This window comes from Candidatus Binatia bacterium, assembly GCA_036563615.1.
Taxonomy (GTDB): domain Bacteria; phylum Desulfobacterota; class Binatia; order UBA12015; family UBA12015; genus DATCMB01.
Genome location: DATCMB010000015.1, coordinates 18,634 through 40,864 on the forward strand (window position 1 = coordinate 18,634; position 22,231 = coordinate 40,864).

Annotated in this window: 25 protein-coding genes, 4 tRNA genes and 2 rRNA genes; 12 read left to right on the plus strand and 19 right to left on the minus strand. The window is 69.9% G+C overall.

Annotated elements, in window-relative coordinates:
- Positions 1 to 5: 5 nt before the first annotated feature.
- The 3 genes from VIS07_12625 to VIS07_12635 all read right to left on the minus strand — a co-directional run bounded on the left by VIS07_12625 (position 6) and on the right by VIS07_12635 (position 1,815).
- Positions 6 to 77: transfer RNA gene (locus VIS07_12625), tRNA-Val, on the minus strand.
- A gap of 125 nt (positions 78 to 202) precedes the next feature.
- Positions 203 to 1,246, minus strand: coding sequence for a redox-regulated ATPase YchF (gene ychF / locus VIS07_12630; GenBank protein HEY8516352.1), 1,044 nt, complete (start codon positions 1,244 to 1,246; stop codon positions 203 to 205).
- Positions 1,247 to 1,263: 17 nt separating this feature from the next.
- On the minus strand, positions 1,264 to 1,815 hold the full coding sequence (locus tag VIS07_12635) for an NUDIX hydrolase (protein ID HEY8516353.1): 552 nt from the start codon (positions 1,813 to 1,815) through the stop codon (positions 1,264 to 1,266).
- A 143-nt stretch (positions 1,816 to 1,958) separates the two neighbouring features.
- On the opposite strand from VIS07_12635, the gene VIS07_12640 reads away from it, so the two are divergent.
- On the plus strand, positions 1,959 to 2,429 hold the full coding sequence (locus VIS07_12640) for a pyridoxamine 5'-phosphate oxidase family protein (GenBank protein ID HEY8516354.1): 471 nt from the start codon (positions 1,959 to 1,961) through the stop codon (positions 2,427 to 2,429).
- Between the two features lie 61 nt (positions 2,430 to 2,490).
- Here VIS07_12640 and rplI read toward each other — a convergent pair whose 3' ends face one another.
- The 7 genes from rplI to VIS07_12675 all read right to left on the minus strand — a co-directional run bounded on the left by rplI (position 2,491) and on the right by VIS07_12675 (position 6,247).
- Positions 2,491 to 2,952, minus strand: a complete 462-nt coding sequence (gene rplI / locus VIS07_12645) for a 50S ribosomal protein L9 (protein HEY8516355.1) — start codon at positions 2,950 to 2,952, stop codon at positions 2,491 to 2,493.
- A 35-nt stretch (positions 2,953 to 2,987) separates the two neighbouring features.
- The gene (rpsR, locus tag VIS07_12650) at positions 2,988 to 3,281 is read right to left on the minus strand and encodes a 30S ribosomal protein S18 (GenBank protein ID HEY8516356.1); all 294 of its coding nucleotides are present in this window, start codon (positions 3,279 to 3,281) and stop codon (positions 2,988 to 2,990) included.
- A gap of 33 nt (positions 3,282 to 3,314) precedes the next feature.
- Complete coding sequence (rpsF, locus tag VIS07_12655; GenBank protein HEY8516357.1) at positions 3,315 to 3,755, minus strand: 30S ribosomal protein S6; 441 nt, start codon at positions 3,753 to 3,755, stop codon at positions 3,315 to 3,317.
- A gap of 74 nt (positions 3,756 to 3,829) precedes the next feature.
- Positions 3,830 to 4,438, minus strand: a complete 609-nt coding sequence (gene pth / locus VIS07_12660) for an aminoacyl-tRNA hydrolase (protein ID HEY8516358.1) — start codon at positions 4,436 to 4,438, stop codon at positions 3,830 to 3,832.
- Positions 4,439 to 4,444: 6 nt separating this feature from the next.
- Positions 4,445 to 5,113, minus strand: coding sequence for a 50S ribosomal protein L25 (locus VIS07_12665; GenBank protein ID HEY8516359.1), 669 nt, complete (start codon positions 5,111 to 5,113; stop codon positions 4,445 to 4,447).
- A gap of 28 nt (positions 5,114 to 5,141) precedes the next feature.
- On the minus strand, positions 5,142 to 6,116 hold the full coding sequence (locus tag VIS07_12670; GenBank protein ID HEY8516360.1) for a ribose-phosphate pyrophosphokinase: 975 nt from the start codon (positions 6,114 to 6,116) through the stop codon (positions 5,142 to 5,144).
- Positions 6,117 to 6,174: 58 nt separating this feature from the next.
- Positions 6,175 to 6,247: transfer RNA gene (locus VIS07_12675), tRNA-Gln, on the minus strand.
- 52 nt (positions 6,248 to 6,299) lie between these two features.
- On the opposite strand from VIS07_12675, the gene VIS07_12680 reads away from it, so the two are divergent.
- The 8 genes from VIS07_12680 (at position 6,300) to VIS07_12715 (ending at position 11,682) form a co-directional block, all read left to right on the plus strand.
- A complete protein-coding gene (locus VIS07_12680) occupies positions 6,300 to 7,301 on the plus strand; it encodes an inositol monophosphatase family protein (protein ID HEY8516361.1) in 1,002 nt (333 codons plus the stop codon).
- 56 nt (positions 7,302 to 7,357) lie between these two features.
- Positions 7,358 to 7,429 (plus strand) — tRNA-Arg (locus VIS07_12685).
- A gap of 225 nt (positions 7,430 to 7,654) precedes the next feature.
- Entirely contained in the window at positions 7,655 to 7,861 is a 207-nt protein-coding gene (locus tag VIS07_12690) for a hypothetical protein (GenBank protein ID HEY8516362.1), read from the plus strand.
- 203 nt (positions 7,862 to 8,064) lie between these two features.
- A complete protein-coding gene (locus VIS07_12695) occupies positions 8,065 to 8,880 on the plus strand; it encodes an ATP-binding cassette domain-containing protein (protein ID HEY8516363.1) in 816 nt (271 codons plus the stop codon).
- Positions 8,881 to 8,949: 69 nt separating this feature from the next.
- Positions 8,950 to 9,669: an MlaE family lipid ABC transporter permease subunit gene (locus VIS07_12700; GenBank protein HEY8516364.1), complete on the plus strand. Its 720-nt coding sequence runs from the start codon at positions 8,950 to 8,952 to the stop codon at positions 9,667 to 9,669.
- On the plus strand, positions 9,669 to 10,199 hold the full coding sequence (gene mlaD / locus VIS07_12705) for an outer membrane lipid asymmetry maintenance protein MlaD (GenBank protein HEY8516365.1): 531 nt from the start codon (positions 9,669 to 9,671) through the stop codon (positions 10,197 to 10,199). The genes VIS07_12700 and mlaD overlap by 1 nt, the downstream gene beginning before the upstream one ends.
- A complete protein-coding gene (locus VIS07_12710) occupies positions 10,196 to 11,032 on the plus strand; it encodes a VacJ family lipoprotein (GenBank protein ID HEY8516366.1) in 837 nt (278 codons plus the stop codon). The genes mlaD and VIS07_12710 overlap by 4 nt, the downstream gene beginning before the upstream one ends.
- Before the next feature lie 17 nt (positions 11,033 to 11,049).
- On the plus strand, positions 11,050 to 11,682 hold the full coding sequence (locus tag VIS07_12715) for an ABC transporter substrate-binding protein (GenBank protein ID HEY8516367.1): 633 nt from the start codon (positions 11,050 to 11,052) through the stop codon (positions 11,680 to 11,682).
- Positions 11,683 to 11,803: 121 nt separating this feature from the next.
- Here VIS07_12715 and VIS07_12720 read toward each other — a convergent pair whose 3' ends face one another.
- The 4 genes from VIS07_12720 to VIS07_12735 all read right to left on the minus strand — a co-directional run bounded on the left by VIS07_12720 (position 11,804) and on the right by VIS07_12735 (position 16,647).
- Complete coding sequence (locus VIS07_12720; GenBank protein ID HEY8516368.1) at positions 11,804 to 12,604, minus strand: enoyl-CoA hydratase; 801 nt, start codon at positions 12,602 to 12,604, stop codon at positions 11,804 to 11,806.
- Between the two features lie 114 nt (positions 12,605 to 12,718).
- The gene (locus tag VIS07_12725; GenBank protein ID HEY8516369.1) at positions 12,719 to 12,910 is read right to left on the minus strand and encodes a hypothetical protein; all 192 of its coding nucleotides are present in this window, start codon (positions 12,908 to 12,910) and stop codon (positions 12,719 to 12,721) included.
- 195 nt (positions 12,911 to 13,105) lie between these two features.
- Complete coding sequence (locus tag VIS07_12730) at positions 13,106 to 13,369, minus strand: (2Fe-2S)-binding protein (protein ID HEY8516370.1); 264 nt, start codon at positions 13,367 to 13,369, stop codon at positions 13,106 to 13,108.
- A 44-nt stretch (positions 13,370 to 13,413) separates the two neighbouring features.
- Positions 13,414 to 16,647, minus strand: a complete 3,234-nt coding sequence (locus tag VIS07_12735; GenBank protein ID HEY8516371.1) for an error-prone DNA polymerase — start codon at positions 16,645 to 16,647, stop codon at positions 13,414 to 13,416.
- An 88-nt stretch (positions 16,648 to 16,735) separates the two neighbouring features.
- On the opposite strand from VIS07_12735, the gene VIS07_12740 reads away from it, so the two are divergent.
- Entirely contained in the window at positions 16,736 to 18,163 is a 1,428-nt protein-coding gene (locus VIS07_12740; GenBank protein ID HEY8516372.1) for an amidase, read from the plus strand.
- 43 nt (positions 18,164 to 18,206) lie between these two features.
- Here the strand turns inward: VIS07_12740 and VIS07_12745 are convergent, their stop codons facing one another.
- The 3 genes from VIS07_12745 to VIS07_12755 form a co-directional block, all read right to left on the minus strand.
- Positions 18,207 to 18,524, minus strand: a complete 318-nt coding sequence (locus tag VIS07_12745) for a hypothetical protein (protein HEY8516373.1) — start codon at positions 18,522 to 18,524, stop codon at positions 18,207 to 18,209.
- 322 nt (positions 18,525 to 18,846) lie between these two features.
- Complete coding sequence (locus tag VIS07_12750; GenBank protein ID HEY8516374.1) at positions 18,847 to 19,566, minus strand: MBL fold metallo-hydrolase; 720 nt, start codon at positions 19,564 to 19,566, stop codon at positions 18,847 to 18,849.
- A 245-nt stretch (positions 19,567 to 19,811) separates the two neighbouring features.
- Positions 19,812 to 20,210, minus strand: a complete 399-nt coding sequence (locus VIS07_12755) for a response regulator (protein HEY8516375.1) — start codon at positions 20,208 to 20,210, stop codon at positions 19,812 to 19,814.
- Positions 20,211 to 20,452: 242 nt separating this feature from the next.
- Between VIS07_12755 and VIS07_12760 the strand changes: the two genes are divergently transcribed.
- Together VIS07_12760 and VIS07_12765 are read left to right on the plus strand one after the other, a co-directional pair.
- Positions 20,453 to 20,902, plus strand: a complete 450-nt coding sequence (locus VIS07_12760; GenBank protein HEY8516376.1) for a hypothetical protein — start codon at positions 20,453 to 20,455, stop codon at positions 20,900 to 20,902.
- Between the two features lie 78 nt (positions 20,903 to 20,980).
- Positions 20,981 to 21,054 (plus strand) — tRNA-Met (locus VIS07_12765).
- 541 nt (positions 21,055 to 21,595) lie between these two features.
- On the opposite strand, the gene rrf is transcribed toward VIS07_12765, so the two are convergent.
- Together rrf and VIS07_12775 are read right to left on the minus strand one after the other, a co-directional pair.
- Positions 21,596 to 21,711, minus strand: a 5S ribosomal RNA gene (gene rrf, locus VIS07_12770).
- A 94-nt stretch (positions 21,712 to 21,805) separates the two neighbouring features.
- Positions 21,806 to 22,231: ribosomal RNA gene (locus tag VIS07_12775) — 23S ribosomal RNA — on the minus strand; the annotation flags it as partial.

Genomic DNA, 22,231 nt, shown 5'->3' on the forward strand with positions numbered 1-22,231 from the left:
GATGATAGGCACGGGCGGGATTGAACCGCCGACCTCTTCCGTGTCAAGGAAGCGCTCTCCCACTGAGCTACGTGCCTTCTCGCTGCTGGGTCAACCGGTTCGCGTACCGAAGGCCCAGCGTGGTGTCAACCGCCGTGTCACGTTCGTCGTGTCGCCGCGTGGCTTTCTCCCGTTGCGAAGCATGTGCTTGATGCCGCGCGGATCACACGTTGAAGCGGAAGTGGATGATGTCGCCGTCGGCGACGACGTAGTCCTTGCCCTCGAGCCGCAGCTTGCCGGCCTCCCGGCAGCGCGCCTCGCTGCGGTACTTCATGAAGTCCTCGAAGGGAATCACCTCGGCGCGGATGAAGCCACGCGCGATGTCGCTGTGGATCTTGCCCGCCGCGACCTGCGCGACGTCGCCGCGACGGATCGTCCAGGCGCGCACCTCGTCCTCGCCCGCGGTGAGGAAGCTCATCAGGTTGAGCAGGTTGTAGGAAGCCTGGATGAAGCGGTCGCGCGCCGATTCTTCGAGACCCATCTCCTTCTCGAAGCTGCGCCGGTCGGCGGGCTCGAGGTCGGCGAGCTCCATCTCGACCTTGCCGGAGATCACGAGCAGCCCGAGCTTCTCGCGCTCGGCGAAGTCGCGCACGTCCTCGGGCGGGGGCTGGGCGACGGCGTCCTCGTTCACGTTGAGCACGGTGAGACGCGGCTTCAGCGTGAGGAACGCGAAGCCCGCGAGGCTCGCCTCCTCCTCGCGCGACAGGCCGAGGTGGCGGATCTCCTGCTCGGACTCCAGCGCGGCCTTGATCTTCTCGAGCAGCTCGCGCTCGCGCTCCTTGCCCTTCTCGCGCTTGAGGCGCTCGAGGCGGCGCTCGACGATCGCGAGGTCCGCGACCACGAGCTCCGTCTTGAAGCTCTCGAGGTCGCGCCGCGGATCGGGCGCCGGCTGCGCCGGATCGTCGAACGCGCGCACGACGTGCGCGAGCGCGTCGACCTCGCGCATCTGCGTGAGGACGCGCTCGTCGAGACGACCGGCCGCCGTCGGCGGATCCGGGAAGTCGACGAACGTCATCTCGGCGTAGGTCACCTTCTTCGGCGAGAAGATCTCGGCGAGCGCGTCGACGCGCGGGTCGGGGACCTTGATCGCGCCGAGGTTCGGCTTCGCCGCCGCCGACGCGGTGCCGAGGCCGACGTCCGCGTGCAGACCGGTCAGCGCGTTGAAGATCGTCGTCTTGCCGGAGCCGGGAAACCCGGCGATGCCCATCCGCACCTGCCGTACTCCTACGCCTTCTTCGTCTCGAGCAAGCCGCGCACGTGCGCGCGGCAGATCGCAACCACCGACTTCGCGTCGATGATCTCGTCGTCGGCGATCATGCGCACGACCGTCGCCACCGGCAGCGGGCGGATCTCGGAGATCACCTCGTCGGCGTCGAGCTTCTGCGTCGCGGGCGTCAAGCTACGCGCGAGGAAGAGGTGGATGCGCTCGGTCGTGTAGCCGGGCGCCGGCACCACCTCGCCGAGATCGATCAGCTCGCCCGCCGCGACGCCCGCTTCCTCGATGAGCTCGCGCGCCGCGCAGTCGCGCGGCGATTCGCCGGGCGCCAGCGTGCCCGCCGGGATCTCCCACAGCATGCCGCCCACCGCGTGACGGAACTGGCGCAGCAGCAGGATCTCGCCGTCGTTCGTCAGCGGCACGACCGCCGCCGCACCCGGGTGTCGGATGACCTCGAGATCCGTCTCCGTGCCGCCGGGCAGCCGCACGCGCTCGACGCCGATGTCGAGGATGCGACCCTGATGGATCTGCTTGCGCGAGAGCACGACGGCGCGCGACATCCAGCGCACCATAACAAGGGCGCGTGCGCGCACAACGCGTCCTGCGCTTCGCCGCGCAAAGCTGCGACGACGTCGAAGCGGCGCGCGCGTCGATTGCGCGCGACGAGCACCCGTACTACGCGACCCGTCCTGGAGGACCGACGATGGCGCTGAAGCGTGCACAGATTCGACTCACCCCGGAGGAGCGGCAGGAGTTCCTCGCCAAGGGACGCACGATCTACCTCGCGTCGCACGGCGAGGACGGATACCCGCACCTGATCGCCATGTGGTACGCGATCGAGGACGACGGCTCGATCGTCATGACGACCTACCGCAAGTCGCAGAAGGTGAAGAATCTGCAGCGCGATCCGCGCTGCGCGCTGCTCCTCGAGGAGGGCGACACCTACGACAAGCTGAAGGGCGTCTTCCTGCGCGGCCGCATCGAGATCATCGACGACGAGGAGCGCACGCTCGCCACGCTCGGCAAGATCGGCGCCCGCATGGCGGGGTCGACGCCTCCGCTCCGCGAGCAGATGGAGGCGATGCGCCCGCAGGCGCGCAAGCGGGTCACGCTGGTGTTCCGCGCCGACAAGACGCGGAGCTGGGACCATGCGAAGCTGGGCGGCGCGTACTGAGCGCGCCGCCATCCCCGCCGTCGCTGCTTCTCGGCGACGCTGGTCGCCGGACTCGGCGGCGTTACTCGCCGGACTCGTCCGGCAGCACCTTGAGCGTGATCGTCGCCTTCACGTCGTGCGCGATGCCGATCACGATGCGGTACGTGCCGAGACGCTTGATCGGGTCGTCGAGGTCGATGCGGCGGCGGTCGACCTTGATGCCGCGCTGCGCGAGGTGACGCTCGATGTCGAGGTTGGTGACCGAGCCGTAGAGCCGATCCTCCTCGCCCGCACGAGCCTTGATCTCGAGCACCAGGCCCTCGAGACGATCCGCTTCCGCACGCGCCGCCTGACGCTCGCGCTCGCGCTTGATCTCGATGAGCCGCTTCTCGTGCTCGAGCTGCGCGAGGTTACGCCGGCTGGCCTCGACCGCCATGCCGCGCGGCAGCAGGTAGTTGCGCGCGTAGCCGGGCTTCACCTTCACGACGTCGCCCATCGCGCCCAGGTTCGGCACGTCCTCTCGCAGGATCACTTCCATCGCCATCGCGCTCTCTCCGTACCGCCGATGCCCGCTTCAGCTCAGTCGCGAACCAGCGTGAAAGGCAGCAGCGCGGTCGCGCGCGCCTGCTTGATCGCGGCCGTCAGACGACGCTGGTGCTTCGCGCAGTTGCCGGTGATCCGGCTCGGGATGATCTTGCCGCGCTCGGTGATGAAGTTCTGCAGGACGCGAACCTCCTTGTAGTCGAGCGGCAGCGTCTTCTCGGCGCAGAAGCGGCAGACCTTGCGGCGTCCGCCGCGGCGGCGGAACAGGCCCTTGTCGTCCGAGCGCGAACGTGCCGGCTTCTTGGCTGCGTCGCTGGTCTTCGTCTCCATCGTGACTGCCCCTCAACCTTTCGTGCGGTCCGCTCAGCCGACCTCGGGCGACTCGCCCTCGGCCTCGGCCTCCGCAGCGCCCTCTGCGGCCTGCTCCGCTCCCCCGGACTCGCCGGCCTCCGCGCCCTCCTCGCGCTCGCCCTCGGTCGCTTCGCGACGCGGCTTGTGCAGCTCGAGCGGCGGACGGTTCGGATCGACCTGCGTCGTCATGTAGCGCAGCACGTTCTCGGAGATGCGCAGGTTGCGCTCGAGCTCGGACACGGTCGCGCCCGTCCCCTTGAACGTCACGATCACGTAGAAGGCGCGACGCTGCTTCTGGATGCGATACGCCAGGTCGCGCAGACCCCACTCGACCGCTTGGGTCACCTCACCACCGTTGCCGGTGATGATCTGCTTCACCCGCTCGATCTGCTCCTTGATCGCGGCCTCGCCGAGATCCGGGTGATAAGCGATCAGTGACTCGTAGGAACGCATGCGGCCTCCGAAAAGAATGCTCGTTTAACAACGGGCATGGACGTGCTCAAGCCACCCTGCAGACGAGACCCGGCTCACGCGGGCTCGCGCGGCGCGGGCGGCGGGGTCGGCGCCGGCGGGGCGTTGACCCGGTTCATCGCGACGTCGAGGGGCAACGTGCACCAGGCGGTGACGGCGTCGACCGCGGCCTCGAGGCGCTCGTCGATCAGCTTCCGCTCCTCGTCCGAGAAGGGCTCGAGCACGAAGTCGACGACCTCCGCTCCGGCCGCCGGGCGCCCGATCCCGATCCGCAGCCGGTCGAAGTCCCGCGTCCCGAGGTGCTCCACGATCGACTCGAGCCCACGATGGCCGGCGGTGCCGCCGCCGCGCTTCAGCTTGATGCGCCCGAGCGCGAGGTCGAGGTCGTCGTGCACGACCAGCATCTCGGTCGGCTGGACACCCGTCTCCTGCACGAAGGCCGCGACCGCCGTGCCGCTCCGGTTCATGTAGGTCTGCGGCTCGATGAGCACGACGTCGCAACCGTCGATCGCCACCTCGGCGCAAAGCGCGTCGTGCTTGCGGCGAGCGAGCGACACGCCGCGCGAGCGCGCCAGCAGGTCGACCACCGCGAAGCCGACGTTGTGCCGGGTCGCCGCGTAGCGCGCGCCCGGGTTGCCGAGGCCGACCACCAGCCGCCGTGACAAGTGCGGCTACTTCTTCGCCTCGGCCTTCTTCGCGTCGGCCGACTCGGCGGCTGGCGCCGCAGCCGCAGCGCCTTCCGCGGCCGCCGCGCCCTCCTCGCCTTCCGGCTTCGCCTCGACGGTCGGCGGCAGCACGCTGACCAGCGTCTCCGCCGGATCGAGCAGCGCCTCGACGCCTTCCGGCAGCGTCAAGTCGCGGACGTGCAGCGCGTCGTGGATGCCGAGCGGGGAGACGTCGACCGCGATGAAGTCCGGGATCGCCGTCGGCAGGCAGCTCACCGGCAGCTCGCGGACGATCGGCTGCAGGATGCCGCCGAGCGTGACGCCCGCCGCCTTGCCCTCGTAGTGCAGCGGCACGCGCACCTCGATCTTCACGTCGAGCGCGACCTCGTAGAAGTCCGCGTGCACGGGCGCGCCCGTGACGGGGTGATGCTGCACCTCGCGCAGCAGGCACATCTTCTTGTCGAGCTCCGCCGCGCTCGAGCGCAGCTCGATGAGGTGGGTGCCCTCGAGATTCGCGATCCGCCGGCTGAAGTCGCGCGCGTCGAGCGTCAGCGTCACGCACTTCGTCTTGGGGCCGTAGAACACCGCGGGGATGCGGCCCTTGGCGCGCGTGCGTCGAGCGGCGGACTTGCCGGTGCGCTCACGCGGCTCGACTTCGATCGTCAGCGTTTCCATCTCGTGCTCCGATTCGTTGCTTGCTCGCTCAGATGAACAGCGAGCTGATCGACTCTTCGTTGTGCGTCCGGCGAATGGCCTCGCCGATGAGCTGCGCGACGGACAGCACCTTCACCTTCGAGCAGGCGCGAGCGCGCTCGTTGAGCGCGATCGAGTCGGTGACGATGATCTCCGTCATCTGGGACTTCTCGATGCGATCGATCGCCGGGCCCGACAGGACGGCGTGCGTGCAGGCCGCGATGACCTCGCTCGCACCGGCCTCGAGCGCGGCCTTCGCCGCGTTGCAGAGCGTGCCGGCGGTGTCGACCATGTCGTCGACCAGGATCGCGAGACGCGAGCGCACCTCACCGATGATGTGCATCTCGGCGACCTCGTTCGGACCCGAGCGCCGCTTGTCGATGACGGCGAGCGCGCCGTCGAGGCGCTTCGCGAACGCGCGCGCACGCTCGACGCCGCCGGCATCCGGCGAGATCACGGTGCACGGCTCGCGGCCGATCCGCTCGCGCAGGTGACGCAGCAGCACCGGCGTCGCGTAGAGGTTGTCGACCGGGATGTTGAAGAAGCCCTGGATCTGCCCGGCGTGCAGATCCATGGTGAGGACGCGCGACGCGCCAGCGGTCTCGAGCAGGTCTGCGACGAGCTTCGCGCTGATCGGCGTGCGCGGCGCGACCTTCCGATCCTGGCGCGCGTAGCCGTAATACGGGATCACCGCGGTGATGCGCCCGGCGGACGCGCGCTTGAGCGCATCCAGCATCAGGAGCAGCTCCATCAGGTGATCGTTGCCCGGCGTCGACGTCGACTGGATCACGAAGACGTCGCCGCCGCGAACGTTCTCCTGGATGTCGACGTTGATCTCGCCGTCGCTGAAGCGACGGGTCTCGGCGAGCGCCAGCGGCACGCCCAGGTAAGCACAGATGTCTCTCGCCAAGGACGGATTCGAGCTTCCGGAGAAGACCTTGATCGCGTCTTTCGCGTTGTCACCCCGCAGGTGTCCGTCCATCATGTGCCGCCGACGTCTCGTTTCTCCCTCACCGTCGCCCGTTTGGCATCGCCGTCGGAAGCTGGGCGGGAAGGATTCGAACCTTCGAATGCCGGATCCAAAGTCCGGTGCCTTACCAACTTGGCGACCGCCCACGCGGGTCGACGCGGGGTTTCTAGCGGTCCCCCGTCGGGGTCGCCAGGTCGCTTGGGGAGCACCGAGATACGAAACGTCCGCCGGGCGCGCAAGGCGGCGTGGCCGGAACCGCCCCGGAAATCGTTCGACGCTGTCTGCGAACCGGCCGACGTTGCCCGCGCGCGGCGGCGCTCGCTAAGGACGTCCGTGGCGTCGTCACCGGAGGAGCTCCTGCGCGTCGCGGCCGAGACGGCCCGCGAGGCCGGTCGGCTGATCCGCGAGCGCTATGCGGTTCCGCGGACCATCGGCACCAAGTCCGCGACCGTCGATCTGGTGACCGACACGGATCGCGCGGCCGAGCGCCTGGTCATGGCGCGGCTCGCCCGCGCCTTCCCGGGGCACGCGCGGCTCGGCGAGGAATCGGGCTTCGTGCGGGGCGAGGCCGCGGACGGCGAGCGGATCTGCTGGGTGGTCGACCCGCTCGACGGCACCACCAACTTCGCGCACGGCGTGCCGCACTTCGCGGTGTCGATCGCCGCGGTCCGCCTACCCGACGACGTGGCCGACCCCTCCGACGCCGCGAGCTTCCCTGCCCGCCGGGCGATGCCGGTCGCGGCGGCGGTCTACGACCCGATGCGCGACGAGCTCTTCACGGCGGCCACGGACTCCCTGGCCACCTGCAACGGCGCCCCGATCTCGGTGTCCGCGACGCCCGAGCTCGATGCCGCGCTGGTCGCGACCGGATTTCCCTACGACCGGCGCGAGCGGGCCGAGTTCTACCTCTCCTTCTGGCGGCGGATGCTCGTCGCGACGCGCGACATCCGGCGGATCGGCGCCGCGGCCCTCGACCTCGCCTGGGTCGCCTGCGGCCGTCTCGACGGCTTCTGGGAGTGGAACCTCCACCCGTGGGACGTCGCCGCGGGCTCGCTGATCGTCCGCCAGGCGGGCGGTCGGGTGACCGATTTCCTGGGCGACGAGCCGGGCGTCGAGGCGCGCCAGACGCTCGCCAGCAATGGGCGAATCCACGAGCAGCTGCTACGCGAGATGCGTGAACTGGTCGCCCGTACGCCGTGATTCCGGGCGCCACGTGGCGACACGCGTCGGCGTGTAGTAGTAGGAAACGCCGTCACGCGCCCGTGGTGAAAAGGATATCACGAGGGTCTCCGGAACCCTAAGTCCAGGTTCGATTCCTGGCGGGCGCATCTCCCTCCCGGCGCGGCGCAGCCCGACTCGAGGTCGCGGCGGCGCTGCCCGCCTCCCGCTCGAGGCCACAGAACGCTCCTCGAGCTCTGGCGCCGCGAGCTTCGCGCCACGTGCATGGCTTGGCAGTCGATTAGCCCCACTTATCGATTCCCTGAAAATTTACGTGCAGGGTTGCATGTAAGTTCCCGGTGCTTACAGTGAGTGACGGAAAGGAGGTCGGATCGATGATGACGTTCGTTCCCGGCCCCTTGGCGCCCGTCCCGGACGGGTTCCTCGCGGTGCCGATGGATCCCACAGCTGGGCTCGTCGTGCTCACCGTGGCCCTGGTCGCCGGCGTCGCCGCCATCCTCTTCGCCACGCTGGCCGCGCGCGGCTGGCCGTGCGAGAAGGGCGCCCACGACGGGGATCACCGCATCCCGCAGGCGGCCTGATCCCCTCGGCGGCACCGCTTCGCGCGCACCGTGCGCGAGGCCAGCGGAGCCTCGCGGGTCCGTAGCGGTCGAGCCCCGGTGGCGGATGGCGTCGCCGGCGCCGCGCCCGCCGCTCGTTGCTTGACGAACGCCGGCCCCGGAGCGAAGCGCGCGACTTGCGTGGAGTGAGCGCGAGGCCTCTGTTACAGGCTTCGGGCTCCCGCATGGATCCGGTTCGCGCGCTCGAGCCACACGTCGCCCTGCGCGACGTCGAGATGGCTTTCGACGACCGCGTCGTCTTCGACGGCCTGTCGTGCGCGTTTGCTCGCGGCCGCATCTCGGTCATACTCGGCGGGAGTGGATCCGGTAAGAGCACGCTGCTCCGGCTCATCGGCGGACTCGTCCGGCCGCACGCCGGCCGCATCGAGGTCGCCGGCCGAGACATCACGAGCCTCTCGGAGCGCGAGCTGTGCGACGTCCGCTCACGTCTCGGCATGCTCTTTCAGGGCGGAGCGCTTCTGGACTCGCTGACGGTCTACGACAACCTCGCCCTGCCGCTGCGCGAGAACACCGAAGCCTCGCCCGCGGAGATCGACGCGCGGGTCCGCCAGCGGCTCGCCGCGGTCGGGCTCGCCGGCTGCGAGAACCTCCTCCCCGGCCAGCTCTCGGGCGGCATGCTGCGTCGTGCGGCGCTCGCGCGCGCCATGATCTCCGAGCCCGAGATCCTGCTCTGCGACGAGCCGTTCTCCGGCCTCGATCCGCTGTCGCTGAAGCGTATCGAGTCGCTGCTCGCCGGGATCAACCACCGCTTCGGCACGACGCTGCTCGTGGTCTCGCACCACATCCCGTCGACCATGCGGCTCGCCGATCAGGTGCTGCTTCTGCTGCCCGGCCGCGTCGTGCAGGGGACGCCGCAGGAGCTGCGGGCGAGCGACGATCCGGAGGTCGCGGGCTTCTTCAACGAGGACCTCGACGAGTCGGACGAGCCGGGCTCGAACGGCTGGTGGGACACCATCGAACGCGGCGGCGCTCCGTCCTGACCGGCGATGCTGAATGCGATTCGTGAAATCGGATTCCGCTTCCTGGTGTTCGTGGCGGAGCTCGGACGGATGGCGAAGTTCGCCGGCGCGATCGTGCGCGCGACCGTCCTGCCGCCCTATCGCTTCCGACGCTACCTCGAAGAGCTCTACAACCTCGGCGTCCTGTCGCTGATCATCGTCTGCATCTCCGGCCTGGCGGTCGGCATGGTGCTCGGGCTGCAGGGCTACAACACGCTCGTGCGCTTCGGCGCCGAGAGCTCGCTCGGGGCCGTGGTCGGGCTGTCGCTGATCCGCGAGCTCGGTCCGGTGCTGAGCGCGCTGCTGGTCACCGGGCGCGCCGGCTCGGCGACCGCGGCCGAGATCGCCTCGATGGTCACCACCGAGCAGCTCGACGGCCTGCGCATGATGTCGATCGATCCGGTGAGCTTCGTCGTGTCGCCGAAGGCGGTCGCGATGGTCGCCGTCATGCCGATGCTGAACGCGCTGTTCATCCTGTTCGGAATCGCCGGCGCGTACCTGATCGGCGTCACCCTGATGGGTCTCGACGCCGGTGTGTTCACGTCCAGCTTGACGTCCAACGTCCGCTTCGGTGAGGACGTCATGGGCAGCTTGGTGAAGGCGCTGGTGTTCGGCGCCCTCGCCGGCTTGATCGCGACCTTCCGCGGCTACTTCTCCACACCGACCGCCGCCGGCGTCAGCGCGGCCACCACGTCGACCGTGGTGATCACCTCGGTCGCGATCCTGATCGGCGACTACTTTCTCACCGCACTCTGGGGGATCGAGCTTTGATGAGCCGTTCACCTGCGCGCGATCTGGTCGCAGGGCTCTTCGTGCTGGTTGGGCTCGTAGCGATCGCAACCCTCGCCTTCCGCGTCGCCGCCAACCCGCTGCTGAACAACGGCGGCCTGCGCCTCTACGCGAACTTCGACCAGACGGGCGGTCTCAAGCCGCGCGCGCCGGTCGAGATCGCCGGCGTCAAGGTCGGCCAGGTCGCCGAGATCACGCTCAACTACGACTACCGCGCGCGTGTCGCGCTCGACGTCCGGCCGGATCTGGAGCTGCCGATCGACACCAGCGCGTCGATCGTGACCGCCGGCGTGCTCGGCGACCGCTACGTCTCGTTGCAGGTCGGCGGCGACGACCAGATCCTGCAGAACGGAGACGAGATCACCTTCACGGAATCGGCGGTGATCCTCGAGCGGCTGATCGGCAAGATGGTGCACAACGCCGGCGTCGATGGCGGCGGCTCGGGCGGCGCTTCGGGAAGCGGTGGCGCTGCAGGCGGAGACGGGGGCGCCGCCGGGGACGCGGAGCGATGAGCCCGCTCGCGCGACTCGTTGCGAACGGCGGCCTCGCAGCCCTGCTCTGCTGCGCGCTCGGCTTTCCCTCGACGCCGTCCGCGCACGCGCAGGCGACGGCGCCCGACGCAGCCGCGACCGCCGCTGCGGCGCGCGACGTGTCGAGCGAGCCGAGCGGCTCGGTCGACGATCCGTGGGAGCCGTTCAACCGCACCATGTTCGACTTCAACGAGGACCTCGACCACTACGTCCTCAAGCCCGTCGCGACCGGCTGGGACTACGTCATGCCGCGCCCGGTGCAGCGCGGCGTCGACAACTTCTTCGACAACCTCAAATTTCCCGCGCGGTTCGTGAACGACCTCCTGCAAGGTCAGATCGACCCGGCCGCGATCACGCTGTGCCGCTTCGCGGTCAACACGACCGTCGGCATCGGCGGCATCTTCGACTGGGCGACCGACATGGGGCTGCCGAAGCACACCTCCGACTTCGGTCAGACGCTCGGGATCTGGGGCGTGCCCTCGGGACCCTACCTCGTGTGGCCGGTGTTCGGCCCGTCGAGCCCGCGCGACACGGTCGGGCTGGTCGCGGACTCGTACCTCGACATCGCGACCATCTTCGGTGACATCTTCACGCTGGCGGGTGCGCGCGTCATCCAGACGGTCAACACGCGCTCGCTGCTGCTCGAGGACGTCGACGCCGCGCGCCGCGCGTCGCTCGACTTCTACATCGCCGTGCGCAGCGCCTACACGCAGCGCCGCGAAAGGCTGATCCGCGGGGAGTCGGAAAGCGGGACTGCCATCGACGACGACGATCTCTACTTCCCGGAGGATACGGACGAAGAGGTGCTTCCGTGAGAATCAGGAGATCTTTCGTGACGGTCGCCGCGCTGGTGGTGACGCTCGCGTGGACGGCCGTCGTCGCGTCGGCGGAGCAGACGCCGCGCGCCTTCATCCAGGAGACCGCGGACGAGGTCCTCGCCGTGCTCAAGGACGGCAGCCTGTCCTCCGACCAGAAGCTCCGTCGCATCGAGGACATCGCCTACGCGCGCTTCGACTTCGACACCATCGCCAAGCTGGTGCTGGCGCGGAACTGGCGCAAGCTCACCCCCGAGCAGCAAAAGGAGTTCATCGAGGAGTTCAAGCGGCACCTGTCGGTGACCTACGGCCGCAACATCGAGAGCTACCGCAACGAGACGATCGAGATCACGGGCGACCGCGAAGAGGCGCGCGGCGACTGGACCGTCAAGAGCAAGATCATCCGCGGGGGCGGCGACGACATCCTGGTCGACTACCGGCTCCGCAAGTCCGACGCGGGCCAGTGGAAGGTGATCGACGTCACGATCGAGCACGTCAGCCTGGTCGCGAACTTCCGCTCGCAGCTGCAGGACATCGTCGCGAGCCGCGGCGTCGACGAGATGCTGCGTCTGCTGCGCGAGAAGAACGCGTCCGGGGAGAGCATCCTGCCGAACGACGGCAAGCCGAGCTCGGGGTCGACGCAGAGCTGAAGCCGTCGCGCCGCGCCCGGCGCGAGACGCGGCGCGTGGTCTTCTCCTCGGTCCGGCGGCGAGCGACGCAGAGGTCGGACGCGGCGTCGGCGCGTGACGCGCGCGGACGCAGCCGCCGGGCTCAGCCCTTTCGGCCCCACACCGGCCGGCGCTTCTCGAGGAAGGCGCGGATGCCCTCGCGGGCGTCCTCGAGCGCCGCGTTCTCGCACATCGCCGCGCCCGCCAGCGCGTAGGCGTCGTCCTCCGGCAGCGCGAGCTGCCGGTAGAAGGCGCGCTTGCCGAGCGCGATGGTCTCGGGGCTCGCGGCGACGATCCGCGCCGCGAAGCGCGCGATCTCGGCGTCGAGCTCTTGCAGCGGCACGACCCGGTTCACGAGCCCCCAGTCGAGCGCAGTCTGCGCATCGATCGGCGCGCCGGTGAACAGCATCTCGAGCGCCCGCTTGCGACCGACCGCCCGCACGACGGGCACGGCGGGCGTCGAGCAGAAGAGCCCGATCGAGACGCCCGGGGTCGCGAAGGTCGCGACGTCGGCTGCGATCGCGAGGTCGCAGGCGGCGACGAGCTGGCAGCCGGCGGCGGTCGCGATGCCGTGCACGCGAGCGATGACCGGCTGCGGGATCTCGTGCAGCCGGAGCATCACCCGCGAGCACAGCGCGAACAGCCGCTCGATCTCGGCCGACGTCGCCGCCTGAAGCTCCTGGAGGTCGTGCCCGGCGCTGAACGCCGGACCGTTGCCCGCCAGGACCACGACGCGCGTCTGCGGGTCCGAAGCGCAGCGGTCGAGGGCCGCGAGCAGCGCCTCGAGCAGCTCGTGCGACAGCGCGTTGCGCCGCCGCGGTCGGTTGAGGATCAGCCGGGCGATCGGCCCCGGCTCGTGAACGACGACCGGGCCTTCGTCACGCTGCGGCGCGAGAGCGTCCACGGGGACGGCTTATCACCCTCTGCGAGGAGGGCCAACCATGGCCAGCCAAGCACCGACTGGCGCATTTTAGATACACCCCAAGTGTGGCGTTTATGCTACAGTGATACGCGGAGTCTACACGGCTGCGCCGCCGCGGGGCGCCGTGCCGCCGCCCGACAGCGCGTCGGGACGGCGCCTGCCGGGCGCGCTCAGATCCTCCTTGTCACGCCATCCGAGGTCGTCGGAAACCACCGTCGGCGCCTGCGGATAGCCGCGCCAGCGTAGATCACCTTCGCCCGGCCCGAGGGGAATCCAGTGCTCGCGCACGGTCTGCCTTCGGGTACGTGAGTCGGTCGAAAAGGAAGGGCCTCGTCGTTGCGTCAGCATCGCAGTTCACCCCTGGCGACATGCAGCCGACGCCCCGCAGTGCAAGAACGAAGCCGCGTAAAACTACGTGCACACCCCCGCGCGAGGGACGGGGGTGTGGCCGGGACGGCGCGGGAAATCGAGCCCGCTCGCCGCTCAGGCGACGGCGGACGACGCGGTCTCGGGCAGGTACTCGGCGGGCGACTGGAGGGCCTGGGCGGCTTCCTGTCGACGCCACTCGACGATCATCGTCTTGATCGTCCGGTGACAACTACCACAGCCGTCGCCCGCCCCGCAGGCCGCGGTGACCTGCTGTCGTGTGCGTGCGCCGGCCGCGATGCATGCACGAACCCGCTTGTCGGAGACCCCCTGGCACAGGCACACGACCATGAGCCCACGACTATCGAAATTGAAAGTCACTTTCAAGACGTTTCTCGCCCGGGAATCGATTTTCCCGATCGGGGTCAGTGAAAATCGTGTGACGGCGGCGTCGGACCGGGCAGCGTGAGCCCCTTCATCCGCCGCGCCTCGAGGTGCACGACCCCGTCCTGCCGCTGCAGGCGGCCCTCGACGACGAGCAGCGGCGAGGTGTGCAGCTCGACCCGGAACTGCGCGTAGCGATCCGGCATGACGACGACGTTGCCGGTCCCGGTCTCGTCCTCGAGGGTGAGGAAGCAGATCCCCTTCGCGGTGCCGGGGCGCTGCCGGACGATGACCAGCCCGGCGGTCTTGAGCCAGGCGCCGTTCGCCTTCTCCTGCAGGCGTCGGAGCGGCACCACGCCCTCGCGCTCGAGCGCGGGCCGCAGGTGAGCCAGGAGGTGCGGACCGGTCGTGAGGCCGCTCGCCCGGTAGTCGGCGAGCGTGCTCTCGAACGGCGTCATGTCGGGCGGGCGCGTGCGCGTGGCCTGCGGGGTGAGCCCGGCGAACAAGGGCTCGCGCGCCAGCAGCCCGCTCACCTGCCAGAGCGCCGTGCGACGCGACTCGCCCGCGATCGTCGCGAGCGCGCCGAGCTCGGCGAGCGTCCTCAGCTCGCTCTCGAGGAGCCCTGCGCGACGCGCGAGGTCGCCGACGTCGCGGATCGGGGCTTCGGCGCGTGCCGCGAGCAGGCGCTGGGCGGCGGCCTCGCGCAGACCGCGCACGAAGCGTAGGCCGAGCCGCACCGCTGCGCGCGCGCTGCCGCCCCGTCGCGACGGCTCGCCGCCGTTCTGCAACGCCGCGCTGGCGTCCGGGCGCTCGATCGTCGAGCGCCACGACGAGCGCAGGACGTCGATCGGCAGGACGCGCACGCCGTGCCGCTCGGCGTCCTTCACCAGCGTCGCCGGGTGGTAGAAGCCCATCGGCCAGGCGTTCAGCAGCGCGCACAGGAACGCCTCGGGATGGTGCGCCTTCAGGTACGCCGAGGCGTACGCGAGCAAGGCGAAGCTCGCCGCGTGCGATTCCGGAAAGCCGTAGAGCGCGAACGAGGTGATGCTGCGCACGATGGCGTCGGCGCGCTCGCCGACGATGCCGTTCGCCGCGAGACCGTCGCGCAGCCTGCGCTCGATCGCCCGCATCCGCTCCACCGAGCGCTTGAAGCCCATCGCGCGGCGTAGCTCCTCGGCTTCTCCCCCCGTGAAGCCGGCGACCGTCATGGCGATGCGCAGCAGCTGCTCCTGGAAGAGCGGCACGCCGAGCGTGCGACGCAGGATCGGCTCGAGCTTCGGGTGCGGATAGGTGATCGGCTCGCGCCCCGCGCGCCGGTTCAGGTACGGGTGCACCATCTGCCCGACGATCGGACCGGGACGGATGATCGCGACCTCGACGACCAGGTCGTAGAAGGTCCGCGGCTTGAGCCGCGGCAGCGTCGCCATCTGCGCGCGCGACTCGATCTGGAACACGCCGATCGTGTCGGCGCGGCGGATCATCGCGTAGGTCTTTGGGTCGTCCTGCGGCAGCTTGGCGAGGTCGAGCTCGACGCCGTCCGCCTCGCGCGCGAGCGGGATCGCCTCCTCGAGCACCGCCATCATGCCGAGCCCGAGCAGGTCGATCTTGATCAGGCCGAGGTCGGCGCAGTCGTCCTTGTCCCACTGCACGACCGAGCGTCCCGGCATGCTCGCGGGCTCGAGCGGGACGATCTCGTCGAGCCGTCCGGCGGCGATCACCATGCCGCCCGAGTGCTGGCCGAGGTGACGCGGCAGCCCCTGCATGGCCTCGACGCAACGGATCAGCAAGCGCACGCGGCGCGCGTTGACGTCGACCCCGCCGGCCTCGAGCTGCGCGACCAGCGTGTCGTCCCGGTCGCGGAAGCCGTGGTGCGCGAGCAGCTTGCTGAGCCGCTCGATCTCCGGCTCGGGGAAGCCGAGCGCCTTGCCGGCGTCGCGCAGCGCGCTGCGGACGCGGTAGGTGATCACGTTCGCCGTCATGGCGACGCCCGAGCCCACCGTGCGGCCGTCGCCGGCCCGTACCGGTCCTTGCGGACCGTAGCGGCGGTAGACGTACTGGATGACCTCCTCGCGACGATCGCCCGACGGCAGATCGAGGTCGATGTCGGGCCACTCGCCGCGCTCCTCGGAGAGGAAGCGTTCGAACAGCAGGTTCATGCCGACGGCGTCGACCGCGGTGATGCCGAGCGCGTAGCAGACGGCGCTGTTCGCGGCGGATCCCCTGCCCTGCACGAGGATGCCGCGCTCGCGACAGAAGCGGACGATGTCCCAGACGATCAGGAAGTAGCCCGCGAGGTCGAGCTTGCCGATCACGGCGAGCTCGTGCTCGAGCTGCGCCGCGACCCGCTCCGACAGCGGATCGCCGTAGCGCTCGCGCGCTCCGGCGTACGTCAAGTATCGAAGATGCCCGATCGGCGTCTCGCCGGGCGGCAGCGGGTATTCGGGGAAGCGGTAGCCGAGGTCGGAGAGCGTGAACTCGCAGCGCTCGGCGATCGCCAGCGTCGCGGCAACGGCCCGCGGCAGGTCGCGGAAGCGCTCCGCCATCTCGCGCGGCGTGACCAGGTGGCGCTCCGCGTTCGCAGCGACGAGGCGTCCGGCGGCGTCGAGCGTGGTCTTCGCGGCGAGGCAGCAGAAGACGTCGAGCACCGAGCGCTCCTCGGCGCGCGCCATCGCGACGTCGCCGGTGGCGACGAGCGGAATGCGCAGCATGCTCGCGAGATCGCGCAGCGCGCGCGTGCGGCGCTCGACCCGCCGATCGGAGCTGCGCTGCACGTCGATCCACAGCCGCCCGGGGAAGATGCTCTGCAGGCGCTTGCCGAGACGCCCGGCCGCGAAGGTGTCGCGCCGGCGCAGCGCGTTGGTCAGCGGGCTCGACGGCCCGCCGGCCAGGCAGAGCAGACCCTGCGCGTGCTCTTCGATCTCGTCGAGCGTCACGACGCTGCTGCCCTTCGGCGCGCGCGCGTGCCCGAGCGTCAACAGCTTGCAGAGGTTGCGGTAGCCCGTGCGCGACTCGACCAGCAGCAGCAAGCGCGCCGTCGCACCGGACGGGCCTTCCGACAGCGTGACGTCGGCGCCGACCAGCGGTCGTACGCCCGCCTCGCGCGCCGCCTTCCAGAACCTCGGCGCGCCGTAGACGCCGTCGCGATCGGCGAGCGCGAGTGCCTCGTGGCCGAGCCGGCCGGCGATCTCGGCGAGGTCCTCGGGCGTCGAGGCCCCCTCGAGGAAGGAGAAGGCGCTGCGACAGCGGAGCTCGACGTAGGGCACGGAGCGCGGCATGGCGATGACGAGATTTCGCCTTTTCTTCGCTCCGAGACAAGCGCGGTCGGCTTGTGCCGACGAGCGCTTGCAGGTACGCCGCGGCTCGATGTCCGACGCGCTGTACCGAAAGCCGGTTGCGGAGCTGGCGCGGCTCATCGAGCGCCGCGAGGTGTCGCCGCGCGAGGTCGTCGAGCACTTCCTCGCCCGCATCGAGAGCGAGAACCCGCGGCTCAACGCGTTCGTCACCGTCTGCGCCGAGCGCGCGCTACGCCGTGCCGACGAGCTCGGCGAGGAGCTCGCGCGCGGCACCTACCGCGGGCCGCTGCACGGCATCCCGGTCGGCATCAAGGACCTGACCGACACCGCCGGCGTCCGCACGACGTATGGCTCGGGGCTCTTCCGCGATCACGTCCCGTCCGAGGACGCGGAGCCCGTTCGTCGCCTGCTCGCGGCCGGAGCCGTCGTCGTCGGCAAGACGAACACGCACGAGTTCGCCTTGGGCACGACGACCAACAACCCGCACTTCGGCGCGACGCACAACCCGTGGCGCCACGGACACGTACCGGGCGGCTCGAGCGGCGGATCGGGCGCGGCCGTCGGCGCAGGGCTGGTTCCGATCGCGACCGGGACCGACACCGGCGGCTCGATCCGCATCCCGAGCGCCGCGTGCGGCTGCGTCGGCATCAAGCCGAGCTACGGTCGCGTGAGCCTGAGGGGAACGTATCCGCTCGCGACCGGCCTCGATCACGTCGGTCCGCTCGCGCGCACGGCGGAGGATTGCGCGATCGCTCTCAATGCGCTCGCCGGCTTCGATCCGCACGACCCGACCTCGCGCGACCTACCGGCGGAGGACTTCACGCGCGAGCTCGGGCGCTCGTTGCGCGGCCTGCGCGTCGGCCATGCGCCGTCCTACCGGCCGCTTCCGGTGACGGCCGAGGTCGAAGCCGGAGTGGCCACGGCGCTGCGGACGCTCGAGCAGCTCGGCGCGCAGCTCGTCGAGGTGAAGCTGCCCGACGCGCAGCAGGTGAACTCCGCGGCGAGCATCGTCCTGCTCGCCGAGTCGTACGCGCAGCACGCGCAGCTCTTCGCGGCCAACCGCGACGCGTACGGTGTCGACGTCCGCGAGCAGCTCGAGCTGAGCGCCGGTCTCGATGCGGCGACCCTCGCCCGAGCGCGGGAGGCGCGCGAGAGCATCGCGCGCACGGTGGCCGACGTCGTGACGCGCGAGGTCGACGTCCTGGTGCTGCCGACGATGGCCATCACCGCGCCGCCGATCGGCCGTGCGACGGTCGACATCGGCGGCAACGACGTCCCGGTCGCGCCGGCGATGGCGTCGTACACCCTGCTGCACAACGCGACGCGGTTGCCGACGGTCGCGGTGCCGGTGGGGCTCGCCGCGAACGGTCTGCCGACGAGCGTTCAGCTCACGGCCGCGGATCGCCGCGAAGCGTTCGTCCTCGCGGTGGCACACGCGCTCGAGACGGCGCTGTGGCCGCACGAGCGACGCTGGCCCGCGGATTCGCCGGCGCGCTGACCGAGAGCTTCTCGTCGGCCCAGCGCGCACCGGCTCGTCGCGCTTACTGGCCCGCTTCGGACTTGCTCGCTTGCGGCGACGGCTGCGGTCCCGAGAGGCTCGCCTTCGCGCCCGCCGTGGGCTTGGGACGGGGCTTGCCGGCGCCGATCAGGTTGCCGTCCGCGTCGCGCAGCTGGATCGTCTTGCCGTCGACGATGACGGCGGTGGCGATCAGGATGGGGCGCTGGCTCTTCACCATCGTCCCCTCGAGCTCGACCGGCTCGCCCTCGCGCAGCGAAAGGCCCTTCTCCTCGCAGTAGTCGTCCGGTGCGACGAGCGCGGTGAGCCTCGGCCCGTCGTCACGCTCGATGAGGAGCCGCACCGGCCCCTTCCGGCCGCGCGACGAGCGAATGATTTTGCCTTTGACGCGCGTCGTCGGCCCCTTCGCCGAGATCAGCGGCAGGCGCGGACGACGTTCCGTCGCGGCGCTCGTGGCCTCGGGCGCGGGTTGCGCAGTCGGGGATGGCTGCGCGTCGCTGCGCGACGCACCGGAGACCGAGAGCAGCACGCCGAGCGCAACGACGAGCAGAGCGCGAATCGTGAGCAGGCGAACGTTCATCGCGCGCAGCGTATGGAGCGGCGTGCCGGGTGTAAAGCGCGCCGTCCGACGTGCGCGCTGGTTGGTTGCTGCGGGCAGAGGGCGCTCAGGAGGCCGCGCGGCGCTCGAGGAAGCGCAGGATGCGCTCGGGCGCGTCGCCCAGAATGGCCGGCCCGTGGCTCGGAACGACGTCCGCACACCCGAGCTTGGCAAGACGCTCCATCGACGCTTCCGCTTGCGCGCGGTCGAGCGTGACGCCGGGGATCGGGTCGTGTCCGATCTCGCCGCGCACGTTGAACACACCGTCGGCGCAGAGCAGCACGCCGTCCTCCTCGTGCAGCAGCGCGATCTGTCCCGGCGTGTGACCGGGGATGTCGATGACGCGCAGCACGTCGAGGACGTGCTCGCCCGCGGCGACGGTGCGCGTCACCTGCACGGGCTCGACGCGCGGTCGTTGCGTCCAGCGACTCACGGTGTTCACCACCCACGGCAGAACTCCGCACGCCGCGCGGGCGAGCGGCTGCCCCTCGATGAACGGCTTCTCGACCTCGGAGGCGATCACCTCGGCGCCGCTGTGCCGCGCGAGAAATGCCGCGCCGCCGATGTGGTCGGCGTGCGCGTGGGTGAGAACGATGTGCGTGATCTGGTTCGGACGCGGCAGCGATTCGGCGGCGGTGAGGATCGCGTAGTGCCAGCCGGGGAAGCCGGCGTCGACCAGGAGCAGGCCACGCTCGTGGCGCACGAGAAAGCTCGCGACCTGGAAGCGACCGTGCAGATCGACGGCCGCGATGTGCCGGCTGATCGGCCGCAGCCGTGCGACGGGCATCGTTGGCGCTTTAGAGCGTCCGTGGTTGGTCGGCAACCGGAGCGTGGCGTGCTTCGTTCGTAGCGGGCCGCTCGCTGGTCATCGTGCGCGGATTCACTCGTTGGCTGGCCCGTTCGAGCCATTCGTTCGCGCTCGTTGGCTCGCGCTCATTCGTCGCGCGGTGGAGCGCGTCACGCGCGCGCTTCGCGCGGCGCGCGTGCCAGGTAGAGCGCGCGCCACGCGTCCGAGCAGGCCTGGGCGCTGCGTCAGCTGCAGCGTGCGGTCTGGGTCGCGGCGAGCGTCTGCGCGACCACGTCGCGCAGCGCAGACGGCGGGCACGGCTTGGTCAGGTAGTGTGCACAGCCTGCCGCCAGCGCACGGTCACGCACGACGCTTTGCGTGAGCGCGCTCAAGGCGACGACGGGCACGGCGGCGAGCGTCGGCATCGCCTTCAGCTGGCGCGTGACCTCGACCCCGTCCATGCCGGGCAACGTCATGTCGACCAGCACGAGGTCGGGCGGCGTTCGCGTCGCGACGTCGAGCGCTTCCGGGCCGTCGCCTGCCTCGAGGACCGTGTATCCGACGCGTCGCAGCGTTCCCGCTACGACGCCGCGCATCTCGCGGTCGTCGTCGACCACCAACACCCGTTGCTGGCGCGTCGTCATCGCTCGTCCTCCGGGCTCGTAGGGCTGAGCACGTCGTCAGGTCGTCGGAATCCGGAATCTCGGTAAAACGCCCGTGGCTCGCCTATCGTACGGCGTTGGGGCCGAGCGCGGGTTTGCAAGGCACATGCCCTTGCGCATGTCGTTCGTGCGCCTCCGAGGCGGTCGCGCGGTCTGGCAGGGCTGCAACGCCCCCGCGAAGGCTTGCGTCCGTGCGGGCTGCGGGTGCCGATGCAACACCCTTCATGGCAGCGCTGCCGGGGTTCGCCCCGTCGAGCGTGCAAGGCCATGCGTGCTGCGAGCCTGACGATGCGCAGCGTCGGCGCGCCTTGAGATCGGCCTGCGCCTCGGCTAACGACAGCGGCCATATGGCGCAGGATCATCAGGTCATCCTCGGTGCGATCGTCCGGTCGATCGACAAGAAGCTCGAGTGGGAAGCGATCGCTTCGCAGGGCGACGTGGTTCGGCTCACGGTGCGGCAGCACGGTGGCGAGGCCAGCATCGACATCCGTCGGAGCGAGATCGCCGAGGCGCTCGAGGACAACGTCGCGCGCAACCGTCTGCGCGAGCGCATCAAGCGCGCGCGCAAGCGGATCATCGACAGCAAGCCGCCCTACATGCCGTGGCGCCTCCCCAAGATCGAGCCGATCGGTGCGCCGGGTCCGCGCTCCGGTTGGGGTTCTGCGCGCCGCTGACGTTCACTTTTTCCGCGATTTCTCGCGGTGATGCGCGAGCGAATTGACAGGCTGCCGTTCGCTCGCTACCGAAACTGTCGCGGGGTGGAGCAGTCCGGTAGCTCGTCGGGCTCATAACCCGAAGGTCGTAGGTTCAAATCCTACCCCCGCAACTCGACGCGCAGCACGGTTCACCGTGCTGCGCGTTTTTGTTTGTGCGTGCGGTGTCGGGGGACACGCTTCGCGATACGGTGACGGAGCTCGTTGCGCTCGAGCTCGCACTCGAGGCGCAGCGCGGGATCGTCGTCGAGCCGTCGACCTGCACGGCGCGGTTGGGTCTGCGGTGAGAGCGAGCAATGCCGTCTGCGGACGGTTTCCGGGATCTTCGCCGACGCCGCTTGCTCCGGTTGACCGTCGTCCGTCGAGCGCACCGGCGACGCGCGCAGCTGTGTGACTCTTGCCGGCGAGCCGAGCGCGTCCTCGGCTGGACCAGGCGCGCGGGCTTCGGACTCCAGTGGGGCCGGTGCGCGCAGGGGAAGCGCTCGAAGATCGAGCTGGGGCGCGCGACGCGCCGAGCGATCTGTCGCCTCTGGCGACCCGATCGTCGCAGCGCAGCTCGAGACCGCGCTGGCGCGTCGCGATGGGTACGCTCGAGAGCACCGACGCTCGGAAAAGAAAAGGCCCGCCAGAAACTGGCGGGCCTTCCTTTTTAAGATCCGGCGACGTCCTACTCTCCCACGTCGAAACGACGCAGTACCATCGGCGCTGAAGGCTTTCACTGCCGTGTTCGGGATGGGAACGGGTGGGGCACCTTCGCCATTGTCACCGGAAGATGATCGTCCTTGCGGATCTCGCGACCCGAAGGACGAGCTGCATACTGGGTAGTGAGCTTCCAGAGCTCTCGAGCGTGGTAGCTCGTCAATAGTGGTCAAGCCTCACGGCCAATTAGTACAGGTTAGCTACACGCATTGCTGCGCTTCCACACCCTGCCTATCAACGTCGTCATCTTCGACGGGCCTTCAGGGGCTTTCGCCCAGGGAGATCTCATCTTGGGGTGGGCTTCCCGCTTATATGCTTTCAGCGGTTATCCCGTCCGCACATAGCTACCCGGCGGTGCCGCTGGCGCGACAACCGGAACACTAGCGGTGCGTCCCTCCCGGTCCTCTCGTACTAAGGAGAGCTCCCCTCAAATCTCCTCCGCCCGCGGCGGATAGGGACCGAACTGTCTCACGACGTTCTGAACCCAGCTCGCGTGCCACTTTAATCGGCGAACAGCCGAACCCTTGGGACCTGCTCCAGCCCCAGGATGTGACGAGCCGACATCGAGGTGCCAAACCTCCCCGTCGATGT

Coding starts and splice junctions, on each gene's coding strand:
- ychF (HEY8516352.1), bottom strand. CDS start 1,246: ATGGGCATCGCCGGGTTTCCCGGCTCCGGCAAGACGACGATCTTCAAC.
- VIS07_12635 (HEY8516353.1), bottom strand. CDS start 1,815: ATGTCGCGCGCCGTCGTGCTCTCGCGCAAGCAGATCCATCAGGGTCGC.
- VIS07_12640 (HEY8516354.1), top strand. CDS start 1,959: ATGGCGCTGAAGCGTGCACAGATTCGACTCACCCCGGAGGAGCGGCAG.
- rplI (HEY8516355.1), bottom strand. CDS start 2,952: ATGGCGATGGAAGTGATCCTGCGAGAGGACGTGCCGAACCTGGGCGCG.
- rpsR (HEY8516356.1), bottom strand. CDS start 3,281: ATGGAGACGAAGACCAGCGACGCAGCCAAGAAGCCGGCACGTTCGCGC.
- rpsF (HEY8516357.1), bottom strand. CDS start 3,755: ATGCGTTCCTACGAGTCACTGATCGCTTATCACCCGGATCTCGGCGAG.
- VIS07_12665 (HEY8516359.1), bottom strand. CDS start 5,113: ATGGAAACGCTGACGATCGAAGTCGAGCCGCGTGAGCGCACCGGCAAG.
- VIS07_12670 (HEY8516360.1), bottom strand. CDS start 6,116: ATGATGGACGGACACCTGCGGGGTGACAACGCGAAAGACGCGATCAAG.
- VIS07_12690 (HEY8516362.1), top strand. CDS start 7,655: ATGATGACGTTCGTTCCCGGCCCCTTGGCGCCCGTCCCGGACGGGTTC.
- VIS07_12695 (HEY8516363.1), top strand. CDS start 8,065: ATGGATCCGGTTCGCGCGCTCGAGCCACACGTCGCCCTGCGCGACGTC.
- VIS07_12700 (HEY8516364.1), top strand. CDS start 8,950: ATGGCGAAGTTCGCCGGCGCGATCGTGCGCGCGACCGTCCTGCCGCCC.
- mlaD (HEY8516365.1), top strand. CDS start 9,669: ATGAGCCGTTCACCTGCGCGCGATCTGGTCGCAGGGCTCTTCGTGCTG.
- VIS07_12710 (HEY8516366.1), top strand. CDS start 10,196: ATGAGCCCGCTCGCGCGACTCGTTGCGAACGGCGGCCTCGCAGCCCTG.
- VIS07_12735 (HEY8516371.1), bottom strand. CDS start 16,647: ATGCCGCGCTCCGTGCCCTACGTCGAGCTCCGCTGTCGCAGCGCCTTC.
- VIS07_12740 (HEY8516372.1), top strand. CDS start 16,736: ATGTCCGACGCGCTGTACCGAAAGCCGGTTGCGGAGCTGGCGCGGCTC.
- VIS07_12750 (HEY8516374.1), bottom strand. CDS start 19,566: ATGCCCGTCGCACGGCTGCGGCCGATCAGCCGGCACATCGCGGCCGTC.
- VIS07_12755 (HEY8516375.1), bottom strand. CDS start 20,210: ATGACGACGCGCCAGCAACGGGTGTTGGTGGTCGACGACGACCGCGAG.
- VIS07_12760 (HEY8516376.1), top strand. CDS start 20,453: ATGGCAGCGCTGCCGGGGTTCGCCCCGTCGAGCGTGCAAGGCCATGCG.